Origin of the sequence: Sinomonas atrocyanea (genome assembly GCF_001577305.1) — a bacterium.
In the GTDB taxonomy this organism is placed as follows: domain Bacteria; phylum Actinomycetota; class Actinomycetes; order Actinomycetales; family Micrococcaceae; genus Sinomonas; species Sinomonas atrocyanea.
The window spans coordinates 3,367,624-3,391,883 of record NZ_CP014518.1 but is presented as its reverse complement, the minus strand read 5'-3'; the positions used below and the strand labels follow the sequence as shown (position 1 = coordinate 3,391,883).

Annotated in this window: 20 protein-coding genes; 11 read left to right on the top strand and 9 right to left on the bottom strand. The window is 72.4% G+C overall.

Annotation, left to right across the window (positions count from 1 at the left end):
• Positions 1-14: 14 nt before the first annotated feature.
• Positions 15-1,460: an FAD-dependent oxidoreductase gene (locus SA2016_RS15600; RefSeq protein ID WP_066499807.1), complete on the top strand. Its 1,446-nt coding sequence runs from the start codon at positions 15-17 to the stop codon at positions 1,458-1,460.
• A gap of 179 nt (positions 1,461-1,639) precedes the next feature.
• Here SA2016_RS15600 and SA2016_RS15595 read toward each other — a convergent pair whose 3' ends face one another.
• Positions 1,640-3,073, bottom strand: coding sequence for a PucR family transcriptional regulator (locus SA2016_RS15595; protein WP_066499805.1), 1,434 nt, complete (start codon positions 3,071-3,073; stop codon positions 1,640-1,642).
• A 125-nt stretch (positions 3,074-3,198) separates the two neighbouring features.
• Here SA2016_RS15595 and gabT point away from each other — a divergent pair, with 125 nt between their 5' ends.
• Both gabT and SA2016_RS15585 read left to right on the top strand, forming a co-directional pair.
• On the top strand, positions 3,199-4,557 hold the full coding sequence (gene gabT / locus SA2016_RS15590; protein WP_066499803.1) for a 4-aminobutyrate--2-oxoglutarate transaminase: 1,359 nt from the start codon (positions 3,199-3,201) through the stop codon (positions 4,555-4,557).
• A gap of 152 nt (positions 4,558-4,709) precedes the next feature.
• Positions 4,710-5,582 (top strand): universal stress protein, encoded by an 873-nt coding sequence (locus SA2016_RS15585; RefSeq protein ID WP_066499801.1) that lies wholly within the window; start codon positions 4,710-4,712, stop codon positions 5,580-5,582.
• A 251-nt stretch (positions 5,583-5,833) separates the two neighbouring features.
• Here the strand turns inward: SA2016_RS15585 and rarD are convergent, their stop codons facing one another.
• Together rarD and SA2016_RS15575 are read right to left on the bottom strand one after the other, a co-directional pair.
• Positions 5,834-6,790, bottom strand: coding sequence for an EamA family transporter RarD (gene rarD / locus SA2016_RS15580; RefSeq protein ID WP_229710865.1), 957 nt, complete (start codon positions 6,788-6,790; stop codon positions 5,834-5,836).
• Between the two features lie 65 nt (positions 6,791-6,855).
• Complete coding sequence (locus tag SA2016_RS15575; RefSeq protein ID WP_066499792.1) at positions 6,856-7,605, bottom strand: ABC transporter permease; 750 nt, start codon at positions 7,603-7,605, stop codon at positions 6,856-6,858.
• A 63-nt stretch (positions 7,606-7,668) separates the two neighbouring features.
• Between SA2016_RS15575 and SA2016_RS15570 the strand changes: the two genes are divergently transcribed.
• From SA2016_RS15570 to SA2016_RS15560, 3 genes are all read left to right on the top strand, one after another.
• Positions 7,669-9,132, top strand: a complete 1,464-nt coding sequence (locus tag SA2016_RS15570; RefSeq protein ID WP_066499789.1) for an FAD-dependent oxidoreductase — start codon at positions 7,669-7,671, stop codon at positions 9,130-9,132.
• Positions 9,133-9,234: 102 nt separating this feature from the next.
• Complete coding sequence (locus SA2016_RS15565) at positions 9,235-10,743, top strand: APC family permease (protein ID WP_066499787.1); 1,509 nt, start codon at positions 9,235-9,237, stop codon at positions 10,741-10,743.
• A gap of 91 nt (positions 10,744-10,834) precedes the next feature.
• A complete protein-coding gene (locus SA2016_RS15560) occupies positions 10,835-11,434 on the top strand; it encodes a TetR/AcrR family transcriptional regulator (RefSeq protein ID WP_066499777.1) in 600 nt (199 codons plus the stop codon).
• Positions 11,435-11,587: 153 nt separating this feature from the next.
• Here SA2016_RS15560 and SA2016_RS15555 read toward each other — a convergent pair whose 3' ends face one another.
• Complete coding sequence (locus tag SA2016_RS15555) at positions 11,588-13,033, bottom strand: catalase (protein ID WP_066499775.1); 1,446 nt, start codon at positions 13,031-13,033, stop codon at positions 11,588-11,590.
• Between the two features lie 65 nt (positions 13,034-13,098).
• Positions 13,099-13,551 carry a Fur family transcriptional regulator gene (locus tag SA2016_RS15550; protein ID WP_066499773.1) on the bottom strand — a complete coding sequence of 151 codons (453 nt, stop codon included), beginning with the start codon at positions 13,549-13,551 and terminating at the stop codon, positions 13,099-13,101.
• Positions 13,552-13,659: 108 nt separating this feature from the next.
• On the opposite strand from SA2016_RS15550, the gene SA2016_RS15545 reads away from it, so the two are divergent.
• From SA2016_RS15545 to SA2016_RS15525, 5 genes are read left to right on the top strand one after another with little or no spacing between them, the layout of a single operon-like run.
• A complete protein-coding gene (locus SA2016_RS15545; RefSeq protein ID WP_066499772.1) occupies positions 13,660-14,406 on the top strand; it encodes an alpha/beta fold hydrolase in 747 nt (248 codons plus the stop codon).
• Positions 14,403-15,209, top strand: a complete 807-nt coding sequence (locus tag SA2016_RS15540; RefSeq protein ID WP_066499769.1) for an esterase/lipase family protein — start codon at positions 14,403-14,405, stop codon at positions 15,207-15,209. Before SA2016_RS15545 ends, SA2016_RS15540 begins: the two co-directional genes overlap by 4 nt.
• Before the next feature lie 24 nt (positions 15,210-15,233).
• Complete coding sequence (gene htpX / locus SA2016_RS15535) at positions 15,234-16,118, top strand: zinc metalloprotease HtpX (RefSeq protein ID WP_066499767.1); 885 nt, start codon at positions 15,234-15,236, stop codon at positions 16,116-16,118.
• A gap of 19 nt (positions 16,119-16,137) precedes the next feature.
• Positions 16,138-17,133 (top strand): ketopantoate reductase family protein, encoded by a 996-nt coding sequence (locus SA2016_RS15530; protein ID WP_066499766.1) that lies wholly within the window; start codon positions 16,138-16,140, stop codon positions 17,131-17,133.
• A gap of 29 nt (positions 17,134-17,162) precedes the next feature.
• Entirely contained in the window at positions 17,163-18,437 is a 1,275-nt protein-coding gene (locus tag SA2016_RS15525; protein ID WP_066499764.1) for an MFS transporter, read from the top strand.
• A gap of 80 nt (positions 18,438-18,517) precedes the next feature.
• Here the strand turns inward: SA2016_RS15525 and SA2016_RS15520 are convergent, their stop codons facing one another.
• The 4 genes from SA2016_RS15520 to SA2016_RS15505 are packed head-to-tail and all read right to left on the bottom strand — an operon-like array spanning position 18,518 to position 23,995.
• Entirely contained in the window at positions 18,518-18,997 is a 480-nt protein-coding gene (locus SA2016_RS15520; protein WP_229710983.1) for an iron-sulfur cluster assembly scaffold protein, read from the bottom strand.
• Positions 18,998-19,002: 5 nt separating this feature from the next.
• Entirely contained in the window at positions 19,003-21,834 is a 2,832-nt protein-coding gene (locus tag SA2016_RS15515) for a molybdopterin-dependent oxidoreductase (protein WP_066499762.1), read from the bottom strand.
• Positions 21,831-22,799 carry an FAD binding domain-containing protein gene (locus tag SA2016_RS15510; protein WP_084249579.1) on the bottom strand — a complete coding sequence of 323 codons (969 nt, stop codon included), beginning with the start codon at positions 22,797-22,799 and terminating at the stop codon, positions 21,831-21,833. The genes SA2016_RS15515 and SA2016_RS15510 overlap by 4 nt, the downstream gene beginning before the upstream one ends.
• A complete protein-coding gene (locus SA2016_RS15505; RefSeq protein WP_066499761.1) occupies positions 22,790-23,995 on the bottom strand; it encodes an XdhC family protein in 1,206 nt (401 codons plus the stop codon). Before SA2016_RS15505 ends, SA2016_RS15510 begins: the two co-directional genes overlap by 10 nt.
• Between the last annotated feature and the right edge of the window lie 265 nt (positions 23,996-24,260).

Here is a 24,260-nt window from a genome sequence, read left to right as displayed (position 1 = left end):
AGAAGGAAACCCTCGTGACGAACTCCCAGCAGCGCCCGCTGCGCATCGCCATCATCGGCTCCGGCCCGGCGGGCGTCTACGCCGCAGACCTGCTCACCAAGAGCGCCCCCGTCGCCTCCGGCGAGCTGACGCTCAGCATCGACCTCTTCGACCGCTACCCGGCCCCGTACGGCCTCATCCGCTACGGCGTGGCGCCGGACCACCCGCGCATCAAGGGCATCGTCAACGCCCTGCACAAGGTCCTGGACCGCGGCGACATCCGCTTCTTCGGCAACGTCGACTACGGCACGGACCTGGGCCTGGCGGACCTCCAGCGCCACTACGACGCCGTGATCTTCGCCACCGGCGCCATCAAGGACGCGGACCTGAACATCCCCGGCATCGAGCTGGAGGGCTCCTTCGGCGCCGCCGACTTCGTCTCCTGGTACGACGGCCACCCGGACGTGCCGCGCGAGTGGCCGCTGGAGGCCAAGGAGATCGCGGTGATCGGCAACGGCAACGTGGCCCTCGACGTGGCCCGGGTCCTGTCCAAGCACGCCGACGAGCTGCTCGTGACCGAGATCCCGGACAACGTCTACCGCGCCCTCAAGTCCAGCCCCGTCACGGACGTGCACGTGTTCGGCCGCCGCGGGCCGGCGCAGGTGAAGTTCACCCCGCTCGAGCTGCGCGAGCTCTCCCACTCGCACGACGTCGACATCGTGCTGTACCCGGAGGACTTCGAGTTCGACGAGGCCTCCGACCGCGAGATCCAGACCAACAACCAGGTCAAGACCATGGTGGGCACGCTCACCAACTGGATCGCCGAGCAGCCCGAGGACCCCTCGGAGTTCACGGCCTCCCGCCGCCTGCACCTGCACTTCCTCCAGAGCCCGGTCGAGGTCGTCGACTCGCCGGAGGCCCCGGGCCGCGTTGCCGGGATCCGGTTCGAGCGCCAGGAGCTCGACGGCACCGGCAACGTCCGCGGGACCGGCGAGTTCGTGGACTACCCGGTCCAGGCCGTCTACCGCGCGATCGGGTACTTCGGCTCGGCGCTGCCCGCGCTCGAGTTCGACCACCGCCGGGGCGTCGTCCCGAACGACGGCGGCCGCGTCCTCGGCGCGGACGGCGAGTTCGTGCCGGGCGTCTACACGACGGGGTGGATCAAGCGCGGGCCGGTGGGCCTGATCGGCCACACCAAGGGCGATGCGCTCGAGACGATCGGCCACCTCCTCGACGCGCGCGAGGAGCTCCCCGCCGCCGAGCAGCCGAGCGAGGCTGCGGTTCTGGAGCTGCTCGAGGCCCGCGGCGTCGAGTACACGACCTGGGAGGGCTGGCTCGCCCTCGACGCGCACGAGAAGGCTCTCGGCGCCGCCGCCGAACCGGCGGTCACGCACAAGGGCGAGGTCGCGCGCGAGCGCGTCAAGGTCGTCCCCCGCGAGGAGATGGTCGCGATCTCGAACGGCGCCCCCGTCTCCCGCTGATTCTGAAAGTCACCTTCTGGGTGTCACCTCCTGAAAGTCACCTCCTGAAAGTCACCTTCTGGGAGTCACCTCCTGAAGGTCACCTTCTGGAGGTCACCTTCTGGAGGTCACGTCCTGAAGGTCACCTCCCGGGGGTGTCCCGCAGGAGCTGACTCCCAGGAGGTGACTCCCAGACGGGGTCAAGCCTTGGCGACCTTCTTGACCGCGAGGGCGAGGTAGAGCTGCACCCGGTCGGCGGTCACGGCCGGGTCGTACCCGGTGAGCTCCGCGATCTGCCCGAGCCGGTAGCGCACCGTGTTCCGGTGGAGGTTCAGCTGCTCGGCCACCTGCGCCACCGAGCCGTTGAGGTTCAGGTACGTCTCGAGCGTGTGCACGAGCTCGGCGCCGTGCTGGCGGTCGAACCGGACCAGCGGGCCGATGGCCTCTCCGGCCATGTCCGCGAGCGGCACGTCCTCGCTCGCGAGCAGCAGGGACGTGATGCTCAGGCGCTCGGGCTCGTTGACGTCGAGCCCGCGCCCGGCGGCTTCCTTGGCCTCGAAGTAGCTCCACCGCAGCCCGTTGGGCTTGGTGTAGGAGCCGCCGATCCCGACGGTCGCGTGGATTCCCGCCTCGGTGAGGTGATCGTAGAGTGCGCGGCCCAGCGCGGGTGCGCGGGCGCCGTCGTCCTCCACCACGACGACGAGGTCCCGGTCGAGCGTCGCGGTGACCGCGCCGTCGAGCGCGGCTGGGAGGGTGGTGCCGCGGAGGTTGCGGTGGTGGGCGGCCGACTCGGCGAGGAGCACCACGTTGCGCTTCGTCGAGTTGATCCCCGTGCCGGCGAGGCGGCGCGAGGCCTCGTCCACATCGAGGGTTCCGCGCACGACGTCGTTCACCACCTGCCCGGTGAGGGCCCGCTGGGCCTGGCGCTGCTTCATGAGGTTGCTGAGCTCGATGCTGATGAGGTTCTGGGCGTACGAGATGATGCCGGTGTCCTCGAAGGGCTTCTTTGCCCAGAGGGTGCACGCGTCCCGGCGGCCGGTGGGGATGGGGAAGGGCACCCACCGGTCCATGGAGGGCATCCCGGCCTCGGGGCTGGAGGCGTAGAGCTGCGCGGTGAACTGCGTCAGGATCAGCTCGGTGCCGAGCATCGAGCCGAGGTGCCTGAGCAGTTCCTGCAGGCCCCCGCCGGTCAGCAGGGAGCGGGCGAGGACTTGGTGGGCGGCGATGAGGCGCTCGAGGCTCGCGTAGTGGTCTGCGGAGTGGGAGTCCGCGACGAGCTTGCCGATGGCCATGAAGGGGGTGCGGTAGGGCACCTCGACCACGGGGACGCCCCACCGGTTGGCCTCGGCGATGAGCGCGGGCGGAATCGAGTCATGCCCGAGCGCCACTCCGAAGCCGATCCCGAGCGCCCCGGCGCGCTGGAGGACGCGCACGAACCGCCGCTGCTCGGCCGCGGTGCGCTGGCGGACGCCCGTGGTGAGGACGAGCTCGCCGCCGGTGAGGAACGGGGCCGGATTCTCGAGCTCCGTCACGGCGACCCAGCGGATCTCCTCGCGCAGCGTCGCGGTGGCCGAGCCTGCGAGCCGCAGGCCGAGGTCGGGATGCGCGAGGAGGTCGGCGAGGGTCGAAGCCATGCCTTTCATGATAAGGGAGCGGGCTGGCCGATCGCACGAGAGGCAAGGTCAAGCCTCGTGCGATCGGCCATTCATCGTGTGGTGTGTCTCGCACTAGGTTGGGACCGACGAAAGGAACCCCTGTCATGGACATCCAGTACCGCCTCGAGCAGAAGCGCAAGGTCCTCGCGGACTTCCCCGGCCCCCGCTCCCTCGAGCTCGCCGCCCGCCGCGCCCAGGCCGTCGCCGCGGGTGTCGCCTCGTCCGTCCCCGTCTACGTCGCGGACGCCGACGGCGGCATCATCCACGACGTCGACGGCAACTCCTTCATCGACCTCGGCTCCGGCATCGCCGTGACCACCGTCGGTGCCTCCGACGCCGCGGTGGTCGGCGCCGTCAAGGAGCAGGTCGAGCACTTCACCCACACCTGCTTCATGGTGTCCCCGTACGAGGGCTACGTCGCCGTGGCCGAGAAGCTCAACCAGCTCACGCCGGGCGAGCACGCCAAGCGGACCGTGCTGTTCAACTCCGGCGCCGAGGCCGTCGAGAACGCGATCAAGATCGCCCGCATCGCCACCGGCCGCAGCGCCGTGGTCGCGTTCGACCACGCCTACCACGGCCGCACCAACCTCACCATGGGCCTCACAGCGAAGGCCATGCCGTACAAGCACGGCTTCGGCCCGTTCGCCGGCGAGGTCTACCGCGCGCCGATGAGCTACCCGTTCCGCGAGGAGAACCCGCAGATCACGGGCAAGGAGGCGGCCGAGCGCGCCATCCTCATGATGAGCAAGCAGATCGGCGCCGACCAGATCGCGGCCATCATCATCGAGCCCATCCAGGGCGAGGGCGGCTTCATCGTCCCCGCGGACGGCTTCCTGCCGCGCCTGGCGGAGTTCGCCAAGGAGAACGGCATCGTCTTCATCGCGGACGAGGTCCAGTCCGGGTTCGCGCGCACCGGCGAATGGTTCGCCGTCCAGCACGAGGGCGTGGTCCCGGACCTCATCACCACGGCCAAGGGCATCGCCGGCGGCATGCCGCTCTCGGCCGTGACCGGCCGCGCGGAGCTGCTCGACGCCGTCCACGGCGGCGGCCTCGGCGGCACCTACGGCGGCAACCCGGTCGCGTGCGCCGCGGCGCTCGCCGCGATCGACACGATGGAGACCCAGGACCTCCGGGGCCGCGCCCGCGAGATCGAGGCCACGGTCAAGGAGCGCCTCGGCAAGCTCCAGGCCGAGCTCGGCGAGGCGGGCATCATCGGCGAGGTCCGCGGTCGCGGCGGGATGCTCGCGCTCGAGTTCGTCAAGGCCGGCAGCGGCGCCGCGAAGGTCCCGGACGCCGCGGCGACGAAGAAGATCGCCGACTACTGCCTCAAGGAAGGCGTCATCATCCTCACCTGCGGCACCTACGGGAACGTCATCCGCCTCCTGCCGCCGCTCGTGATCTCGGACGAGCTGCTTGCCGACGGGCTCGACGTGCTCGAGGCCGCCATCCGCTCTGTCGCGTAGCGGCACGTATTCGGCGACCCTCTGGCGAGACGGCCCCCAACGCGCCAGCCTGCCGGTAGAGTCTGCGGTACCAAGCTGCAGACCGGACGAGGGCGCCCGGGATTCCGGGCGCCCTCGTTCTCTGCTGTCACGCGACCTGTGAGGGGTGGCCCATGCGCTATGTCGTCGGATACCAGCCGGACCAGCGGGGTGCGGACGCGGTGGCCCTGGCCGTCGCGATCGCCCGCGCGCAGGACGCCACGCTGGACCTCATGCTCGTGCTCGGGGAGGACGCCCCCTACATCGCGGCGAACCCCGACGGGCCGCGGGTCCACCCGGAGGAGCAGCGGACCCTCACGGCCCAGCGTCAGGCCCTCGCGCTCGTGCCCGCAGATGTCGAGGCCGCCTTCCACGTGCGCCACGGCCACTCCTTCGCGGCGACCCTCATCGAGGCCGCGGTCGAATTCGAGGCCGCGCTGATCGTGGTCGGTGCGGCGAGCAACGGGCTGTTCAAGCGGTACACGGTCGGTTCCGTCGCCAACGCCCTCCTGCACGCCTCGCCCGTGCCAGTGGCGCTCGCACCGCGCGGCTACCACCGCACGGAGCCCGTGGAGCGCATCACTGCGTTCATCGGTCGCAGGCAGGGTGCCGACGCCGCGGTCGACGTCGCACTCATCGCCGCCGGCCGGCGCAACGTGCCGCTCCGCTTCGTCTCCCTCGTCGAGCTCGACGAGCGGGGCGACTCCGGGGAGAACATCAACGCCGCCCACCGCCACGCGAACACCGTCCTGGCCGCCGCCGCCCGCCGCCTCCCCGCCGGGCACGAGGCGAGCGTTGAGGTGGCCCATGGCCGCACCTTCGAGGAGGCGGTGGACAGCCTGGAGTGGCTCGAGGGCGAGCTCGTGATCATCGGTTCGAGCCGGCTCGCGCAGAAGAACCAGCTCTTCCTCGGCTCGACGGCGAACAAGGTCCTGCGGGCCCTGCCGGTGCCCATGGTCGTGGTGCCGCGCGACTACGAGCGGGCGGAGTCCCACCCCCTGGGCTGACGTCGCGCCCCGCCCCGCCCCTCCCCAGGTTTCGGGTACGCATCTCGTCGCGGTTCTGCCGTTTCGGGTACGGATCTCGTGGCGGTTTTGCCGTTTCGGGTAAGCACGACGGCGGCTGCCCGGCCCGCGCGCGCCGGGCACCCGGCGTCGTGCGTCGATCCGAACTGCAATGCGTACCCGAAACGCCGAAAACCCGGCGAGATGCGTACCCTCAACGCCGAAAACTCCGCGAGATGCGTACCCGGAACGGGTCAGGCGGGGCGGTGCGCCGCGTCCAGGCCGGCCCGGCGCAGGGCCGCGCGGCGCCTGCCGGAGACGAGCAGCATGTCCACGGTCAGCACGGCCAGGGCGGCCCAGACGATCCCGAAGCCGACCCAGCGCTCGGGGGCCATGTGCTCGCCGAGGACGGTCACGGCCATGGTGAACTGCAGCAGCGGGGCGAGGTACTGCAGGAGCCCGATGGTCGTCATGGGGAGGCGTCGGGCGGCGGCGCCGAAGAACAGGAGGGGGACCGCGGTGATGATGCCGCTCGCGGCGAGCAGCCAGAAGTGCCCGGCGCCGTGTCCGGTGAGGGTCAGGGTCCCGGCCGCCCCGAGCCACCCGACCACCCCGAGGGCGAACGGGGTGAGCACGATCGTCTCCATGGTCAGGCTCGTCACGGCATCCACCTTGGCGCCGACGCGGTTCTTGACGAGCCCGTAGAACCCGAAGCTGAACGCGAGGATCAGGGCGATCCACGGCACGCGCCCGTACGCCACGGTGAGGACCACCACCGCGACTGCGCCCGTGCCCACGGCCGCCCACTGCAGCGGACGCAGCCGCTCCTTGAGCACCAGCACCCCGAGGAGCACGGACACGAGCGGATTGATGAAGTACCCGAGCGCGGCCTCGATGGTCTGCCCGCTCAGCACGCCGAACGTGTACGTGAGCCAGTTGACCGCGATGAGCCCGGCCGCGAGGGCCAGCGCCCAGAACGTCCTGCCGCTGCGGAACACGTCGGCGAGCGCGCGCCAGGACCGGGTCGCCGCGATGAGCACGAGGCACACGACGAGGGAGAAGAGGACGCGGTCCGCGACGATCTCGACCGGCCCGGCGGGGGCGAGCGTCATGAAGTAGAGCGGAAGCAGACCCCACAGCCCGTAGGCCCCGATGCCGTAGAGGAGGCCGGTGGCCCCGCCCGGGCGGGCGCGATCGGCGGCGGTTCTCACGGGGGCGGGGGCGGCTGCTGTCGGCTCAGAGGTCACGGGTGCAGGCAACGCCGCCGCGCGCAGGGTTATTCCCGCACCTGCCCCCAGCCGCGGGCCGTGCACAGCCACAGGGCGACGGCCGCGGCCAGCGCGTCGACCGCGAGCAGCGAGACGAGCACCACGAGCTGCACGATCGCGGCGTCGACGGGGCTCGCGCCGCCCAGCACCATGCCCACGAACGCCCCGGGCAGGGTCACGGTGCCCACGGTGCGCGTCTGGTCGAGGGGCGGCACGAGGGACTCCCTCGCGGTGTGCCGGGCGACGAGCAGCCGCGCCGCGCGCCACTCGAACCCGAGGGCCACCGCGGCCTCGACCTCGCCGCGCCGCCCCGCGAGCTCGGCGGAGACCCGGCGGCCGGCGAGGCTCGCCGTCGTCATCGCCCCGCCCACCTGCTGGCCCACGAGCGCGATGAGGGCGAGGCCCTCGAACGGCAGGACCCCGGTGGCCAGCAGCGCGGCCGAGGCGGGCAGCACCCCGGCGGCGATCGGCGCGGCGGCCCACCACCAGCGGGCGGGGTCCACGCGCCGGCCGGTCGTGGCGGTCGCGACAGCGAACATGAGCGCGGCGAATCCGAGGGCGAGCCACGGGCTGCGCCCGAGCTGGGAGACGAGGAGGGCGACGACGGCGAGCTGGCCGACCGCGCGCAGGCTCGCCGTGAGCGGGGGGAGCCACCCGCCGCCGAGCGCCCAGCGGTGCACGGCCGCGGCGGCGGCGGCGAGGACGACGACGGAGACGATGACGCCGGGCCCGAGTCCCAGAAGCGTCCCGGTCTGCACGAGAACTACAATAGGGGGCTGGGCGCGCCCCACCCGCGCGCCGACCACCGGAAGGAATCCGACGTGTCCGAAGCCCCCGCCCGCCCGCTGCGTGTTGCCATCATCGGCGCCGGTCCAGCCGGCGTCTACGCTGCGGACATCCTGACCAAGTCCAACGAGGTCAGGGGCGGCGACGTCGAGGTCAGCATCGACCTCTTCGACCAGTACCCGGCCCCGTACGGCCTCATCCGCTACGGCGTGGCCCCGGACCACCCGCGCATCAAGGGCATCGTCAACGCGCTGCACAAGGTGCTGGACCGCGGCGACATCCGCTTCATCGGCAACGTGACGTACGGCCGCGACCTCACGCTCGCGGACATCCGCGGCTTCTACGACGCGGTCATCTTCGCCACCGGTGCGCTCAAGGACGCCCCGCTCGACATCCCGGGCGTGGAGCTGGAGGGCTCGTTCGGCGGCGCCGACTTCGTCTCCTGGTACGACGGGCACCCGGACGTGCCGCGGGACTGGCCGCTCACGGCCAAAGAGGTGGCGGTGATCGGCAACGGCAACGTGGCCCTCGACGTTGCCCGCATGCTCTCCAAGCACGCCGACGACCTGCTCGTCACGGAGATCCCGGACAACGTCTACCGCGCCCTCAAGTCCAGCCCCGTCACGGACGTGCACGTGTTCGGCCGCCGCGGCCCGGCGCAGGTGAAGTTCACCCCGCTCGAGCTGCGCGAGCTCTCCCACTCCCGGGACGTGGACATCGTGCTGTACCCGGAGGACTTCGAGTTCGACGACGCCTCCGACGAGGCCATCAAGACCAACAACCAGGTCAAGACGATGGTCAACACCCTCGCGAACTGGATCGCGGAGGACCAGGACACCGGTGCCTCCCGCCGCCTGCACCTGCACTTCCTGCAGAGCCCCGTGGAGATCTACGACTCGCCCGAGACCCCCGGTCACGTGGCCGGGATCCGGTTCGAGCGCATGGAGCTCGACGGCACTGGCAACGTCCGCGGCACCGGCCAGTTCGAGGACTACCCCGTCCAGGCCGTGTACCGGGCCATCGGCTACCGCGGCTCGGAGCTCGCCGAGATCGAGTACGATGCGCGCCGCGGCGTGATCCCCAACGAGGGCGGCCGCGTCCTCGACGAGGACGGGACCCCGATGGCCGGCCTCTACACGACGGGGTGGATCAAGCGCGGGCCGGTGGGGCTGATCGGCCACACCAAGGGCGACGCCCTCGAGACGATCGGCTGCCTCCTCGAGGACCGCGACTCCCTCCCCGCCGCCGAGAACCCGGACGAGCACGCGGTCATCGCCCTGCTCGAGGAGCGCGGCGTCGAGTACACGACCTGGGAGGGCTGGAACGAGCTGGACGCCCACGAGCGGGCCCTCGGCGAGGCGTGGGCCGCGGACACGGACGACGCCGGTGCTGCCGCCGGCGCCGCGGGCGGCGGCAGCCAGGTGCGGCGCGAGCGCGTGAAGGTGGTCCCGCGCGAGGACATGGTGCGGATCTCGCGCAAGGGCGCCCCGGACGCCTGAGCCCGGGCCCCCGGTCTCACATCGTGAGACCTTCTGAAGGTCTCACAGGCTGGACCCGTACAGTGGATGGGTTTGTTCGTCACTGAAGACCAGGAGTGTGGGATGCAGATCCTCCGCACGAAGCCGATCGAGGCCACGATCGCGGCTTCGCAGGAGTCCGGGCGCCGGCTCAAGCGATCGCTGAGCACGTGGGACCTCATGATCATGGGGGTCGCCGTCGCCGTCGGTGCCGGCATCTTCTCCGTCGGGGCCAAGGCCGCGGCGAGCTTCGCGGGGCCGGCCGTCACGGTCTCCTTCGCGATCGCCGCCGTCGCCTGCGCGCTCGCGATCATGTGCTACGCCGAGTTCGCCACCGCGATGCCCGTGGCGGGGTCCGCCTACGTGTTCACCTATGCCACGATGGGCGAGCTGCTGGCCTGGATCATCGGTTGGAACCTCATCCTCGAGCTGTTCACGGCCGCCGCCGTGATCGCCAAGTACTGGGGGATCTACCTCAGCAAGGTCTTCTCGCTCGCGGGCCTCGACGTCCCGCCGAGCATCCAGCTCGGCCCGGTCGAGCTCGTGTGGGGCCCGTTCCTCATCGTCGCGATCTTCACCGTGCTCCTCATCCTCGGCACCAAGCTCTCGGCCCGCGTGGGCAACGTCATCACGGTGATCAAGATCGCCGTCGTGCTCTTCGTGATCGTGGTCGGGTTCTTCTACGTCAAGGCCGAGAACTACAGCCCGTTCGTCCCGCCGGCCGTGCCCGCGTCGGGCTCCGGCGGCACCGAGGTGCTCAAGCAGTCCTTCTTCTCGTTCCTCACGGGTGCAGCGCCCGCGCAGTACGGCCTGTTCGGCGTCTTCGGCGGGGCCGCCCTCGTCTTCTTCGCCTTCATCGGCTTCGATGTGGTGGCCACGAGCGCCGAGGAGGTCAAGAACCCGCAGAAGACCCTCCCGCGCGGCATCTTCGGCGGCCTCGCCGTGGTGACCCTGCTCTACATCCTCGTCTCGCTCGCGCTGACCGGCATGGTCCCGTACACGGTCCTGGCCAAGGCGGAGGCCCCGACCCTGACCACCGCCTTCGAGGCCGTCGGCAACACCGATGCCGCCAAGGTCATCGCGTTCGGCTCCCTCGTGGGTCTCACGACCGTGATCATGGTCCTGCTCATGGGCCTGGCCCGCGTGATCCTGGCGATGAGCCGGGACGGCCTGCTCCCGCGGGCCCTGTCCGTCACGAGCGAGAAGCGCGCCACCCCGGCGCGCCTGCAGATCATCTGCGGGAGCGCCGTGGCGCTCGTCGCCGGCCTGACCAAGGTGGACGTGCTCGAGGAGATGATCAACATCGGCACCCTCTCGGCGTTCGTGGTGGTCAGCCTCGGCGTCGTGGTGCTGCGGCGCAAGCGCCCCGACCTCAAGGCCGCGTTCCGCGTGCCCTTCGGCAAGGTGCTCCCCATCGTGTCCGCCGTGCTGTGCCTGTACCTCATGACCAACCTCGCGGTCGAGACGTGGATCTACTTTGCCGGCTGGCTCGTGGTGGGCCTGGTCATCTACTTCGCCTACGGACAGCGCCACTCGCGCCTCAACGAGCGCTTCGCCACGGAGCGCGCGGCCGTCTCGGAGCCGCAGCCGTAGTGCACGTCCGCTGTCTGGGAGTTTGCCCAGACAGCGGTGTGCATTGCAGATACTGTCAACATCCTTGATGGTCGGAGTCTAGGATGGGGCCATGGCGAGACCCCCACGGCCAGAGCGGAAGTACGAGCTGCTCGACCAGATCCTCGACCACCTGCTCGGCTCGACGCTGGCGGACCTCACGTTCCGCAGCCTCGCAGATGCGCTGGGCATCAGCAGCTATGTGCTCGTGTACCACTTCGGCAACCGGGAGCAGCTGGTCACGGAGATCATCCGCGGGATCATGCGCCGCCTCGAGCCGCTGACCACCCTCAGGCCGGCGTCCGACTCGCCGGAGGACGTGGTGGCCCTGGCCCGCACGGCGTTCGAGCTGGGCCTGGACCACCGCGGCCGGCACCTGCAGCGGCTCGAGTTCGAGGCCTCGGTCCAGGACGTGGTGGCGGACGATCCGCGCCGGCCGTCGGCGCAGTCCTTCGAGCACTGGTGCGGGCTGCTGGCCCGGTGGCTGCGCGGCCGGGGCCTCCCGCCGCGCGCCGCCCGCTCCATGGCACGCACGTATGTGGGGGCCGTCATGGGGCTCCTGTACGACTTCGTCCTCACGGGCGACCGGCGCGCCGCGCTCGACTCGTTCGACGTGCTGGCCGACGGGTTCATCGCGCACCTCGACCGGGCCGCCCACCGGGTCGCCTCCTAGCCCACCCGTTTCGGGTACGCATCTCGTCGCCGTTCCGGCCTTCCGGGTACACCGCGGCGCCACAACGACGACGGCGGGGTCCCCACCCGGGTGGGGACCCCGCCGTCGTCCGTCAGGACGCTGCTGAGCGCCGGGCCGCTGCGGGCCGGGCTGCTACTTGCCCAGCTCTGCGCGGAGCTTGGCGCCGAGCCCGGCGTCCACGTTCGTCCAGTACTGGATCGCGCGCTCCTTGATGTCCTCGCGCTTCACGCCGCTGACGGCGCCGGCGATCGTGGTGAGGAAGCGGGCGCGCTCGGCGTCGTCGAACACCTCGCGGTAGAGGATGCCCGGCTGCACGAAGTCGCCGTCCTCGGCGTGGAGGGAGTGGGCGGCGAGGGTGAGCTCGCCGTCGTTCTCCCAGCCGCCGCCCACCGTGGCGGGCTCGACGGCGGCGGGGCCGCCGGCCGAGTTCGGCGCGTAGACCGGGGTGCTCGGGGAGTTGAAGTGGATGCGCCCGGAGCCGTCCTGGCTGTAGTTGCGCACCTCGCTCTTGGGCGCGTTGACCGGCAGCTGCGCGTGGTTGGTGCCCACGCGGTAGCGGTGCGCGTCCGCGTAGGAGAAGATGCGCGCCTGGAGCATCTTGTCCGGCGAGGCCGCGATGCCCGGCACGAAGTTCGACGGCGCGAAGGCGGCCTGCTCGATCTGCGCGAAGTAGTTCTCCGGGTTGCGGTTGAGCTCCATCGTGCCGACCTTGATGAGCGGGTAGTCCTTCTTGGACCACGTCTTCGTCAGGTCGAACGGGTTGTAGCGGTAGGTCTTGGCGTCCTCGTAGGGCATGACCTGCACGAAGAGGTCCCAGCTCGGGAAGCTGCCCTCCTCGATGCTCTCGTACAGGTCCTGGATGTAGTAGTCGGCGTTCTCGCCGGCGATGCGCTCGGCCTCCTCGCCCGTGAGGTTCTCGACGCCCTGGTTCGTGTGGAAGTGGTACTTGACCCAGAACCGCTCGCCCTCGGCGTTGATCCACTGGTAGGTGTGCGAGCCGTAGCCCTGCATGTGGCGCCAGGTCTTGGGCAGGCCGCGGTCGCCCATGAGCCAGGTGACCTGGTGGGCGGACTCGGGGGAGAGGGTCCAGAAGTCCCACTGCATGTCCGAGTCGCGCAGGTGGCTGCCCGGGAGGCGCTTCTGCGAGTGGATGAAGTCGGGGAACTTGATGCCGTCGCGGATGAAGAACACCGGGGTGTTGTTGCCCACGAGGTCGTAGTTGCCCTCGGAGGTGTAGAACTTGATCGCGAAGCCGCGCGGGTCGCGCCACGTGTCCGGGGAGCCGTTCTCGCCCGCCACGGAGGAGAAGCGGATGAGCATCTCGGTCTCGGTGTCCGGCTGGAACAGGGCCGCCTTGGTGTACTTCGAGACGTCCTCGGTGGTCTTGAAGACGCCGAACGCCCCGCCGCCCTTGGCGTGGACCACGCGCTCCGGGACGCGCTCGCGGTTGAACTGGGCGAGCTTCTCGACCAGGTAGTGGTCGGTGAGGATGATCGCGCCGTCGGCGCCGACCGACTGGGCGTGGGCGTCCGAGACGACCGGGGCGCCGGACTGGGTGGTCGAGTAGTTGACCGTCATATCTCTCCTTCTGTTCCGCGCGTAGTGCGCTGTACTGGTTCCGTGGGAGGAAGGCTCGTGGGCGGTCAGGCCGCCGGCTCGGGGGCGGGCTTCGCTGCGCACTCGGCGCAGACCCCGACGTAAGTGACGTCCGCGATCATGATCGTCATCCCGTGCGTGTCCGAGGGCGTCAGGCACGGGGCGTGGCCCACGGCGCAGTCGACGTCCTCGACGCGCCCGCAGGCCGAGCAGATCGCGTGGTGGTGGTTGTCGCCGACCCGGGTCTCGTAGAGCGCGGGGGAGTGCGGCGGCTCGAAGCGGCGCAGCATCCCGAGGTCGGTCAGGTCGCCGAGGACCACGTAGACGGACTGCGGGGTGATCTCCGGCAGGTCCTCTCGTGCCGCGGCGAGGATGGCCTCGGCCGAGGAGTGCGGGTGGGACTCGACGGCGTCGAGCACCGCGAGGCGCTGCCTGGTCACCCGGCGGCCGTGAGCGCGCAGGGCCGAGGCCCATCCGCTGTGCTCCGTGCTCGGTTCCATGGCCCCATTAGAGCACTTATTTTTAGCAACTCACAATAAGGCCAGCCTAAGCTCACCGGCATCGGCAGGGCATCGGTAGGCTGGAGTCCGTCCGGACCGAGGAGGCACATGGGACAGTTCCAAGAGCGCCGGCTGGCCGCCGGGGGCCACGAGCTGGGCGTGCTCTCGGGCGGGGAGGGCCCGCGGGACTACGTCCTGGTGCACGGCATCGGGGTATCGCCGGCCTACTTCCGCCCCCTCGCCGAGGAGCTCGCGCTGCGGGACCGCGTGCACGCCATCGAGCTCCCGGGCTTCGGGCGGACGCCGAAGCCGCGCCGCGGGCTCTCGATCGAAGACTTCGCCGCCTGCGTCTGGGCCGCGCTGGACCAGCTCGGCGTCCGGGCGCCCGTCCTCGTGGGGCACTCGATGGGGGCGCAGATCGTTGTCGAGATGTCCCTCCAGCGGCCCGCGTCGCAACTGGTCGCCCTGCTCGGGCCGACCACTGACGCCGGCGCCCACAGTGTGGTGCGCCAGGGCCTGCGCCTGGCCTGGGACACGGCGACCGAGCCCCCGGTCGTGGCGGCGACCATCATCCGGGACTACTTCCGCTGCGGCCCGCTCTGGTACTTCACCGTCCTGCGCGGGATGATGCGGCACCGCATCGAGCAGAGGATCCCCCTCGTCAGCGCGCCCGTGCTGCTCATGCGGGGCGCCCGCGACCGCATCAGCCCGCTGCGCTGGCTCGAGCGTCTCGCCCGGTCCGCCCGCAACGCGCACCTGCGCGTGGTCCCGGGCCAGGCGCACGTGCTCATGTACCGGGGGGCCGCGCCCGTGGCGGACTGCCTGCGGGCCGAAGCGGCGCGGGGGGACGCATGAGCAGGGCCTCGGAGGCAGTGCAGGCGGCGCGGCGGGCCGGCGTGCGGGCGACCTGGGTCGCCGGCGGCATCGCCCTCGACGCCGCCTACGCCACAGCCCGCCAGGCGGCGGCCTTCCGGGCCCGCGGCGGCCGGCGCGTCGCCATAGGCCCCGCCGGCACCCCGACCGTGCGCACGACGTCGGAGCCTCCTCGCGGGGGCCGCCCGCCCGCCGTCGTGCTCATCCCCGGCATCTACGAGCCGGCGGCGTTCCTCGACCCGCTCCGGACCCGGCTCGAGGAGCGCGGCCACGAGGTCGCCGTGGTCGAGGAGCTGGGCTGGAACCTCCGCACCGTGCCGGACTCGGCGGCGCTCGTCGCCGACCGCCTCCGCGACCTCGGGCTCGCCGACGTGCTGATCGTGGCGCACTCCAAGGGCGGCCTGATCGGCAAGGAGCTCCTCGTCACCGAGCCGTCCCTCGTGCGCGGCATGATCTCCATCTCGACCCCGTACAGCGGCCACCCCTTCTCGCGCCTGGGGCCGACGCCGGCCCTGCGCGCCTTCCGCAGCACGGACCCCGTGATCCTCGCGCTCGCCGCCGAGCGGGCGGCGAACGCGGCCATCGTGTCCATCAGCGCCGAGGTCGATCCGATCGTGATCGGCGGGACGTGGCTCGAGGGCGCGCGCAACATCTGCCTGCCGGTGGTGGGCCACTTCCGCATCCTGTCCCACCCGGCCTTCCTCACGCTCCTCGACGAGCTGCTCGATGAGGCGGCCGCCGCCCGAAAATCCCCGCCAGAAAGCGGAACCAAGGCGCATGGCTGAATCGTTGAGAAGGCGGAGGTAACCGTGCACAACCATTACAACGGGCTCAAGACGGCGGCGCTCTTCGGCGTGCTCTGGGCGGTCCTGCTGGGCATCGGCGGCCTGGTGGGCGTCTGGTCGCGCAGCGGCTCGCCGGTGCTGATCTTCGCCGGCCTCGGCCTGATCATGACGTTCTACAGCTACTGGAACAGCGACAAGATCGCGCTGCGCTCCATGCAGGCCTACCCCGTGACCGAGCAGCAGGCGCCGGGCCTGTACCAGATCGTGCGCGAGCTCTCCCAGCGCGCCAACCAGCCCATGCCCCGCATCTACATCTCGCCGACCGAGTCGCCGAACGCGTTCGCCACGGGCCGCAATCCGCAGAACGCCGCGGTGTGCTGCACCGAGGGCATCCTGCGCCTGCTGGACGCCCGCGAGCTGCGGGGCGTGCTGGGCCACGAGCTCATGCACGTCTACAACCGGGACATCCTCACCTCCTCGATCGCGGCCGCGGTGGCCGGCGTCATCACCTCCGTGGCCCAGTTCGCCATGTTCTTCGGCGGCGGCGGGGACCGCGAGCGGAACGCGAACCCCTTCGCCCTGCTCATCCTGAGCCTGCTCGCCCCCTTCGCTGCCTCGCTCATCCAGCTCGCGATCTCCCGGACGCGCGAGTACGACGCCGACGAGGACGGCTCCCAGCTCACTGGCGACCCGCTCGCCCTGGCCTCCGCCCTGCGCAAGATCGAGGGCGGCGTGCGCCTCGCGCCGCTGCCCGCGGACGACCAGAAGCTGGTCAACACCTCGCACCTGATGATCGCCAACCCCTTCCGCGGAGGCGCGGGACTCACCCGGCTGTTCGCCACCCACCCGCCCATGGCGGACCGGATCGTCCGCCTCGAGCGGATGGCCGGCCACGAGCTCGGCCGCTGACCCGGCGCCCGCGCCCACCGTGGACGTCGCGGTCATCGGCGCGGGCGCGATCGGCGGGACCCTCGCGGCCCTCCTCGACCGCGCCGGGCACCGCGTCGAGGTGACCGCCCGCGGCGAACGGCTCGCGGCCATCGCGGCCGACGGGATCCGGCTCACCGGCAGGTGGGGCGAGCACCGCGCGCGGGTGGCCGCCGGCGAGCGGCTCACGGCCGCCCCCGAACTCGCGCTCCTGTGCGTCAAGGCCCAGGACGAGCTCGGGGCGCTCCGCGCCAATGAACCGGCGCTCGCGGGTGTCCCGCTCGTCGTGGTCCAGAACGGGCTCGACGGCGCCGACGGGGCCCGCAGCGCCCACACCGGCCCGGCCATCGGGGCCATCGCCTTCTTCAGCGCGGACTGCCCGGTGCCCGGCGAGGCCCGGGTGCTCGTCCCGGGGACGCTCTACCTGGGCTCGGGGACCGCGCCGCCCACGGCCGAGGCCGCCGAGGCCGCACGGGTGCTCTCCACGGCGCTCCCGAGCCGGGCCGTGGCCAACTTCGCCGGGTGCCAGTGGACCAAGCTCGTGGTGAACCAGATCAATGCCATGCCGGCCATCACCGGCCTGAGCGTGCAGGAGACCCTGGCCGAGCCGCGGCTGCGGCGGATCATCCTCGCGAGCATGCGGGAGGCCATCCGCACGGGCCGCCGCGCGGGCATCGCGTTCGGCTCCCTGGAGGGGATGACGCCGCTCGCCCTCGGCGTCCTCGGGTCGGCTCCCGCACCGGTCGGGAGCACGCTGCTGCGGCTCATGGGGCGCCGGCTCGGCCGGGAGCCGGTCCTCGGCTCGACGCTGCAGAGCGTCCAGCGCGGACTGGCCACCGAGATCGACCACCTCAACGGCGCGATCGTGGCGCGGGCCCGGGCCCTCGGCGCGGACGCGCCCGTGAACGCCGCGATGACCGAGCTGGTGCACGAGGTTGAGCGCGACCACCGATTCCGCACCCCGCACGAGGTGGCGCGGCGGATCCGGCTTCCGTAGCCGGCCGCGCCCGCGGCTAGGCTGTTGCGGTGCGCAACTATCTGGCCGACACCAGCCCCCTCACAGAGAGTCTCGAGTTCCGGCGCCTCTGGTTCGGCCAGCTGCTGAGCATCCTGGGGTCGCAGCTGACGGTCACCGCCGTGAGCCTGCAGGTCTACGACCTCACCCGCTCGAGCTTCAACGTGGGGCTGCTGGGGCTCGTGGCCCTCGTCCCGTTCGTGTTCGCGGGCCTGTACGGCGGCGCGATCGTGGACGCCAATGACCGCCGCACGGTCGCGATCGCCTCGTCCTGGCTGCTGTGGGGCACGAGCGCGCTCATCGCGCTGCAGGCGTGGCTGCGCCTCGAGAACGTCCTGCTCATCTACCTGCTCGTGGGGATCCAGGCCCTCGGCACGGGCCTGAACATGCCGGCGCGCAGCGCGATCATCCCGCGGCTCATCCGCCCCGAGAAGCTCGCGGCGGCCAACGCCCTGAACATGATCACCTTCGGCCTCGGCGGCGCCGCCGGGCCGCTGCTCGCCGGCGCACTCGTGGCATCGGTGGACTACGGGTGGACGTACACGTTCGATGTGCTCAGCTTCACCGTGGCGATGTGGGCGCTGTTCCGCCTGCCGCCGCTGCCGCCCGAGGGCGCGGTGCGCCGGGCCGGGATCCGCTCGGTCGCGGAGGGGTTCCAGTTCCTCGGAACCCGGCCCAACATCCGGATGACGTTCCTCATCGACATGTGCGCGATGGTCTTCGCCATGCCGCGCGCCGTGCTCCCGGCCGTCGCGGTCCTCGCCCTCGGCGGCGGGGCGGCCACCGCGGGCGCCCTGCTGGCCGGGATCGCCGCCGGCACCTTCCTCGGCGGCCTGTTCTCGGGTCCGGTCGCGCGGCTGCGCTGGCAGGGCCGCGGCGTCCAGTGGTCCGTGGTGGCGTGGGGCGCGAGCATCCTCGCGCTCGGGACCGTAGTGCTCTCCGCCGGGCGCACCTCGCCGGGCGGCCCGACGTGGTGGGTGCTGCCCGCGATCCTCTGCATGGTCGCCGCGGGCGCGGCCGACTCCGTGAGCGCCGCCCTGCGCTCCACCATCCTCCAGGCCGCCACCCCGGATGCCCTGCGCGGGCGCCTGCAGGGCGGCGTGTTCACCGTGGTGGTGGGCGGCGGGCCGCGCCTCGGCGACGTGTTCTCCGGCGGCATGGCCTCGTGGCTCGGCGAGGGCACCTCGATCGTGGTCGGCGCCCTGGCGTGCATCGCGCTCGTCTGGGTGCTGCACGTGGCGCAGCCGGGCTTCGCGCGCTACGACGCGGAGCATCCCACGCCGTAGTGGCGCGGACGACGCCGGCCGCACACCCCGCGCGGGGCGAGCGGCCGCCGTCGTCCGCCCCTGCGGGGAGGGTGAGGGCCTCAGGCCGGCGTCGATCCGGTCTCCAGGAGGGTCCTGGCTGCAGTCCACGGCAGGAGGATGCACCGCCGCCTGAGCGGAGCGACGGCGAGCTCGGCGAGGGCCAGCAGGGCCTCCGCGCAGGACTCCGGGGCAGAGTGGCCGAGGTCGGGGAGGGCCGCCCGGTCCAGCGGCCTGCCGGCCGCCCGGGCGGCCACCAGGACGTCGAGCAGCATCGCGGCCTCCTGCGGCACCATCGAGCGGAGGGTGGCGGCGAGCAGCGAGGCAGCGGCCCGCGAGAGGGCGCATCCGCTGGCGGTGCCGCGGAGCACGGCCTTCCCGCCGTCGACCGTCAGGGCGAGGTCCACCCGGTCGCCGCAGGTCGGATTGACCAGCTCGACGCGCCGGGTGTCCGCGCGCCCGTCCCCGGGGGTGCGGGGAGCCAGCCCGGGGGCCGTGGCACCGTGCTGTTCGATGACGGCGAGGAGCTCCTCGCGGTCCATGCCGATCACGGGGCCGGGTCCTCATCGCGGGCGCACAGCGCGGCGTGGAGGGTGTCGCGGGCGATCGGCGTGGCGGTGAAGCGGATGCCGATGGCGTCCCGGATGGCGTTGGCCATCGCCGGGGCCACCGGGTTGAAGGGGGACTCGCTCATGGACTTCGCCCCCCGGGGTCCAAGGGAGTCCTCCGTGTCGGCGAAGTACACCTCGCTGCGGGGGATGTCGGCGAAGGCCGGCACGTGGTACTGGCGCAGGATGTCGGTGGTGACCCGGCCGGTGGCATCGATCCGGATCTGCTCGTGCAGCACCGCGCCGATGGCCTGGGCGATGCCGCCCTCGACCTGGCCGCGGCACTGGTGCGGGTTCATGACCTTCCCGGCATCAGCGGCCTGGACCGACTGCAGGATGCGCAGCTCGCCCGTGCCGGTGTTCACCGCCACGCGGAAGCCGTGGACGTTGAAGGACACCGACCGCGGGGTTCCGCCCCAGTGGCCCCGCCCGACGTAGCGCTCCTCGTCGCTGCCCTCGGCGACGTCGCCGAGCAGCGCATCGAGCTCCACGCCCCCGTGCGGGGTGCGCACCACCGGACCCGCGATCTCGCACTGGGCCGCGTCGCTGCCGGTGCGTGCGGCGGCGGCCGCGCGGAGCGTGTCGGCCAGCTCCCGCGCGGCGGCATCGGTGGCCTGGCCGGCCACCACGGTGCCCGTGGACCCGAACGCCCCCGTGTCGTGCTCGAGGAGGTCGGAGTCGGACTGGCGCAGGACCACACGGTCCGTCGTGGTCCCCAGGGCGGTGGCCACGAGCTGCGCGTGCACCGTGGAGGTGCCGTTGCCGAACTCCGCCGTGCCCACGCGGGCCTCGTACCGTCCGCCCGGCAGGAGGCGGACCCGGGCGTGCGCATGGTGGCCGCGCGGCGGCACGGTGTCGATCATGGCGATCGCCGTGCCTTCGCCGACCTTCCACTCCGGCCCGAGCGGGTCGGCGTGCCCGGCGGTCTCCGCGGCTGCCTCGCGGTCGCGGCCGCGCGCCAGTGCATCGCGCACCAGGTCGATGCACTGGTCCAGCCCGTAGCTGCCGAAGTGGACGTCCTCCTCGGGTTGCTCGTGCATGGAGATCATGGGGTCTTCGACGCCGACGACGTTGCGGCGGCGGAACTCGAGCGGGTCCAGGTGCAGCTGGGCGGCGAGCTCGGACATGGCGGACTCGACGGCGAAGATCATCTGGCTCAGCCCGTACCCGCGGAACGCGCCGGAGGGGACGTTGTTGGTGTAGACCACACAGGCGTCGACCTTCTTGTTCGGGGCGCGGTAGACCGACAGCGACTCCCCGCACCCGTGGAACATCACCCCCGGCCCGTGGTTGCCGTAGGCGCCCGTGTCCACGCGGACGTCCACGCCCAGCGCGGTGAGGCGTCCCTCGGCGTCGGCGCCGGCCCGCACGCGGATCCGGAAGGGGTGGCGCACGGTGGTGGCGGAGAACACCTCGCTGCGGGAGAGCTCCAGCTTGACCGGGCGGCCGGTGGCCAGCGTGGCCAGCGCGGCCAGGTCCTCGGTGAGCACTTCCTGCTTGCCGCCGAAGCCGCCGCCCACGCGCTCGCAGAAGACCCGGACCCGCTCCTGGGGCAGGCCGAGGATGCGGGCCAGCGTGCGGCGGACGAGGAAGGGGACCTGGGTGCTGGAGCGCACCACGAGCCGGCCCTCGCCGTCGGTCCATGCGATGGAGCCGTGGGTCTCGAGGGCCACGTGGGAGAGCCGGTGGGTGCGGTAGGTGCCCTCATGGGTCACCGCCGCGGCCGCGAGCCCGTCCTCCAGGTTTCCGATCTCCCCGTGGGCCTCGGCGAGGATGTTCCGCCCGGGATCGGCGATGCGGGACTCCTCGGGCTCGCGCCCGGCGTGGAGGGCGGGAGCGCCCGGGGCATCCGCCTGCTCGGGATCCAGGACCGCCGGGAGCACCTCGTAGCGGACCTCCACGAGCCGTGCGGCCCGGTCGGCGGCCCGTGGCGTCTCGGCCACGACGAGGGCCACGCGCTGGCCCACGTGGCGCACCACGTCGTCGAGGATCCGGGTGTCGTCGGGGTCGTCGGTGTACAGCTCGTGCTGCGCGGAGGAGAACCGGACGGCGGGGGCGTCCTCGTGGGTGAGGACGGCGACGACGCCGGGCTCGCGGAGCGCGCGGGAGGAGTCGATGCCCAGCACCCGCGCGTGGGCATGCGGGGAGCGCACCACGGCGGCGTGCAGCAGCGCGCCCGGCAGGTCCGCCGGGTCGATGTCCATCGTGTAGCGCGCCGTGCCCGTGACCACCCCGGGGCCCTGGGGAGCCCCGGTGCTCGAGCCGACGCCGCCGAAGCCCTCGTCCACGTTCACGCGGCCGCGGACGGCGTCCTCGATGGAGCGGTAGCCGGTGCACCGGCAGAGGTTGCCCTTGAGGCTGCGGGGCAGGTCCGCCAGCTCCCGGTCGGTGAAGGTGCAGGCGGTCATGATCATGCCGGCCGTGCAGAAGCCGCACTGGAATCCGCCGGCCCGCAGGAAGGCCTCCTGCGTCGGGTGCAGGTGCTCGGGGGTCCCGAGGCCCTGGACGGTCGTCACGGTCCGCCCGGATGCCCGGTGGGCGGGGTAGATGCAGCTGTGGACGGGGGCGCCATCCACGTGGACGGTACAGGCGCCGCAGTCCCCGGCGTCGCAGCCCTTCTTCACCCCGAGGGCGCCGTTGTCGCGGAGCCACGTGCGCAGGCACTGCCCCGGTTCCGGCCGGACGGGAACGGGGCGCCCGTCGACGAGGGCCTCGCCCTCCCGGGGCGACGGGGACGGCGTCTCGCCGGCCGCGCTGGGTACGGTCGTCATCGGGCGGTCCCTTCCATGGTGATGTCGCCGGTGGTGCGCCGCGCGGCCGCGGGCGCGCCGGGCAGCAGCTCCGCAAGGATCTCCTCGCCGAGCCGGTGGGTCATGGCGCGCCGCCAGTCGGGGGTGCCGTGGACGTCGTCGTGCCAGCCCTCGTCCGCCACCGCCGCGTCGATGGCCGAACGCCACCCCTCGCCGGTGGCCGGCGGCTGCTCCGCCCCTCCGAGGTCGACCACGAGGGGGCGGCGCGTGGAGGCGGTCACGACGATGCGGACGCGGCCGGGGCCGGTGCGCCGGCCGATGAGCAGGGCCGCGGACCGTCCCCGATCGGTCAGCGAGATCCGCCGGAAGGCCGAGGGCTGGCGCAGGGCGGCCAGCGGGATGCGGAAGCAGCGGATGAGCTCGCCGTCGCGCAGCGCCGTGCGGGTCTCTCCGAGGACGAGGTCGGCGACCGGCAGCTCGCGGCGCGCACCCGCGGGGCCGAGCAGGACGGCGACCGCATCGAGGCCGGCCAGCAGCGAGGTCATGGGCCCGGCCGGCAGAGCCGTCGCCACGTTGCCGCCGACCGTCGAGACGTTCCAGATCTTGTAGGAGGCGACGAAGGAGTCGCAGCAGGGCCGGAAGAGGTCGAGCCCGGGCAGCAGGTCCCGGGGCAGCGGCAGGTCTGCGGCCTCGGGCAGCGCGTACACCTCGGCGACCCGGCAGGTCGCCGCCAGCTCGAGCGCGGGGACCGGCGGGGCGTCCTGCCCGGCGTCCTGGTGCCCGGCGTCCTCGGGATTCCCGTCGGCGTGCCAGAGCACCGGCTGCCATCCCGCCCCGGTGAGGTCCAGGAGCCGCCGCGGGCGGCCGCGGGTGATGTCGGTCCCGTAGGAGAGCAGCACCGTCCCGCCGGCGAGCCACGAGTCGCCGGGCAGCCACTGGTCGGGATCTGCGCTCATCAGCACTTCCTCGACGCTGGTCATGTCCATCTCGTCTGCACCTTCCAGGAATCGGGAGCTGTCTCCATGCCGCGGGACGCATGGACGGGCCCGGCGGTGTCCCGCAGGGGCCGCACCGCGCCGTCCCCTCCGCGCCGGGCGGCAATGACCTCCGCGAGGATCGCCACGGCGACCTCCTCGGGGGTCAGCGCGCCGATGTCCAGGCCGATGGGGGAGTGGAGCCGGCGCAGCAGGGCCTCGGGGAGGCCACCGCGGAGCAGGTCCTCCGCCCGGCGCCCGTGCGTGGTGCGGGATCCCATGGCTCCCACGTAGGCCAGGTCCATCCGCAGGGCCAGGTCCAGGACGGCGAGGTCGAACCGGGGGTCGTGGCCGAGGACGGCGACGGCCGTGCGCGCGTCGAGGCGCCCCGCCGCGTGCTCGGCCTGCAGGTGCACGGCCGGCGTCTCGGTCACCACCTCGTGGGCGCCGGGATGGCGGGCGGCAGTGGAGAACAGCGGCCGGGCATCGCAGACCGTGACCTGCCAGCCGAGGGGCCGGGCGGCCGCGGCCAGCGCCGCAGCGCAGTCGTTGGCGCCGTAGACGATCAGCCGGGGCGGCGGGCGGTGCGACTCGACGAGCAGGCGCCCGAGGACGGGGCACCCGCCCTCCTCCCCGCCGTGCACGGGCACGATCCGGGTGCCTCCGGCCTTCAGCGCCGACCGCAGCTCCTGCACAGACCGTTCCGGCAGCATGTCCGTCACGGCTGCCGGCAGCGGGTCGGCGGGGTCCAGGAGCACGGGCGCCGGCAGGCCGACGGCCGCTCCCGGGAGGGCGCGGAGGAGCGCGGCTGCCCGGATGGGGAGGGTCTCCACGGCGGCGACCAGGGACGGGAGCGCTCCGCGGAGGTCCGTCATCGGCTGGACCAGGACCTGGAGGCTGCCCCCGCAGGTCAGGCCGACGCCGAGGCCGTCGTCGTCGCCGTAGCCGAACTCGACGACGTCGGCGGTGCCGGTCTCCAGGACCGTCAGGCAGGCGTCCACCACGGCGGCTTCGACGCAGCCTCCGGACACGGAGCCGACGGCGAGCCCGTCGCGTCGGACGGCCATGGAGGTCCCGGGCGGCCGCGGGACCGAGTCCGAGACGGCGACGACGGTGGCGATCGCCCACTCCTGGGGGTCGGCCATGGCCGGGGCGAAGTCCTGGAGGCGCTCGAGCACGGTCACCGCCGCCGGGCGGGGCAGGGGCATGCTGAAGGGAAGGTCACGGCGGTCAACTCCTCGGTGGCTCTGGGCCGCCGCGGGGGCGGAGCACCGGTACGTCGGAAGGAGGTACCGGGAGCTCTCTGGCGGCAGTCCAGCACGGTGGCGTGGTTGCTCGCCCGGTAGATAGTCCAGTCAGGACCCGCCATGGGCTGGGTCACACCGTAGCGGAAAGGCTGCGCCGACTGCAACGGCTTCCGGGCGAGCCCAGGGCAAAATGGAAAAGTATTTCCGAAGATGTGTTGCGCCTCAC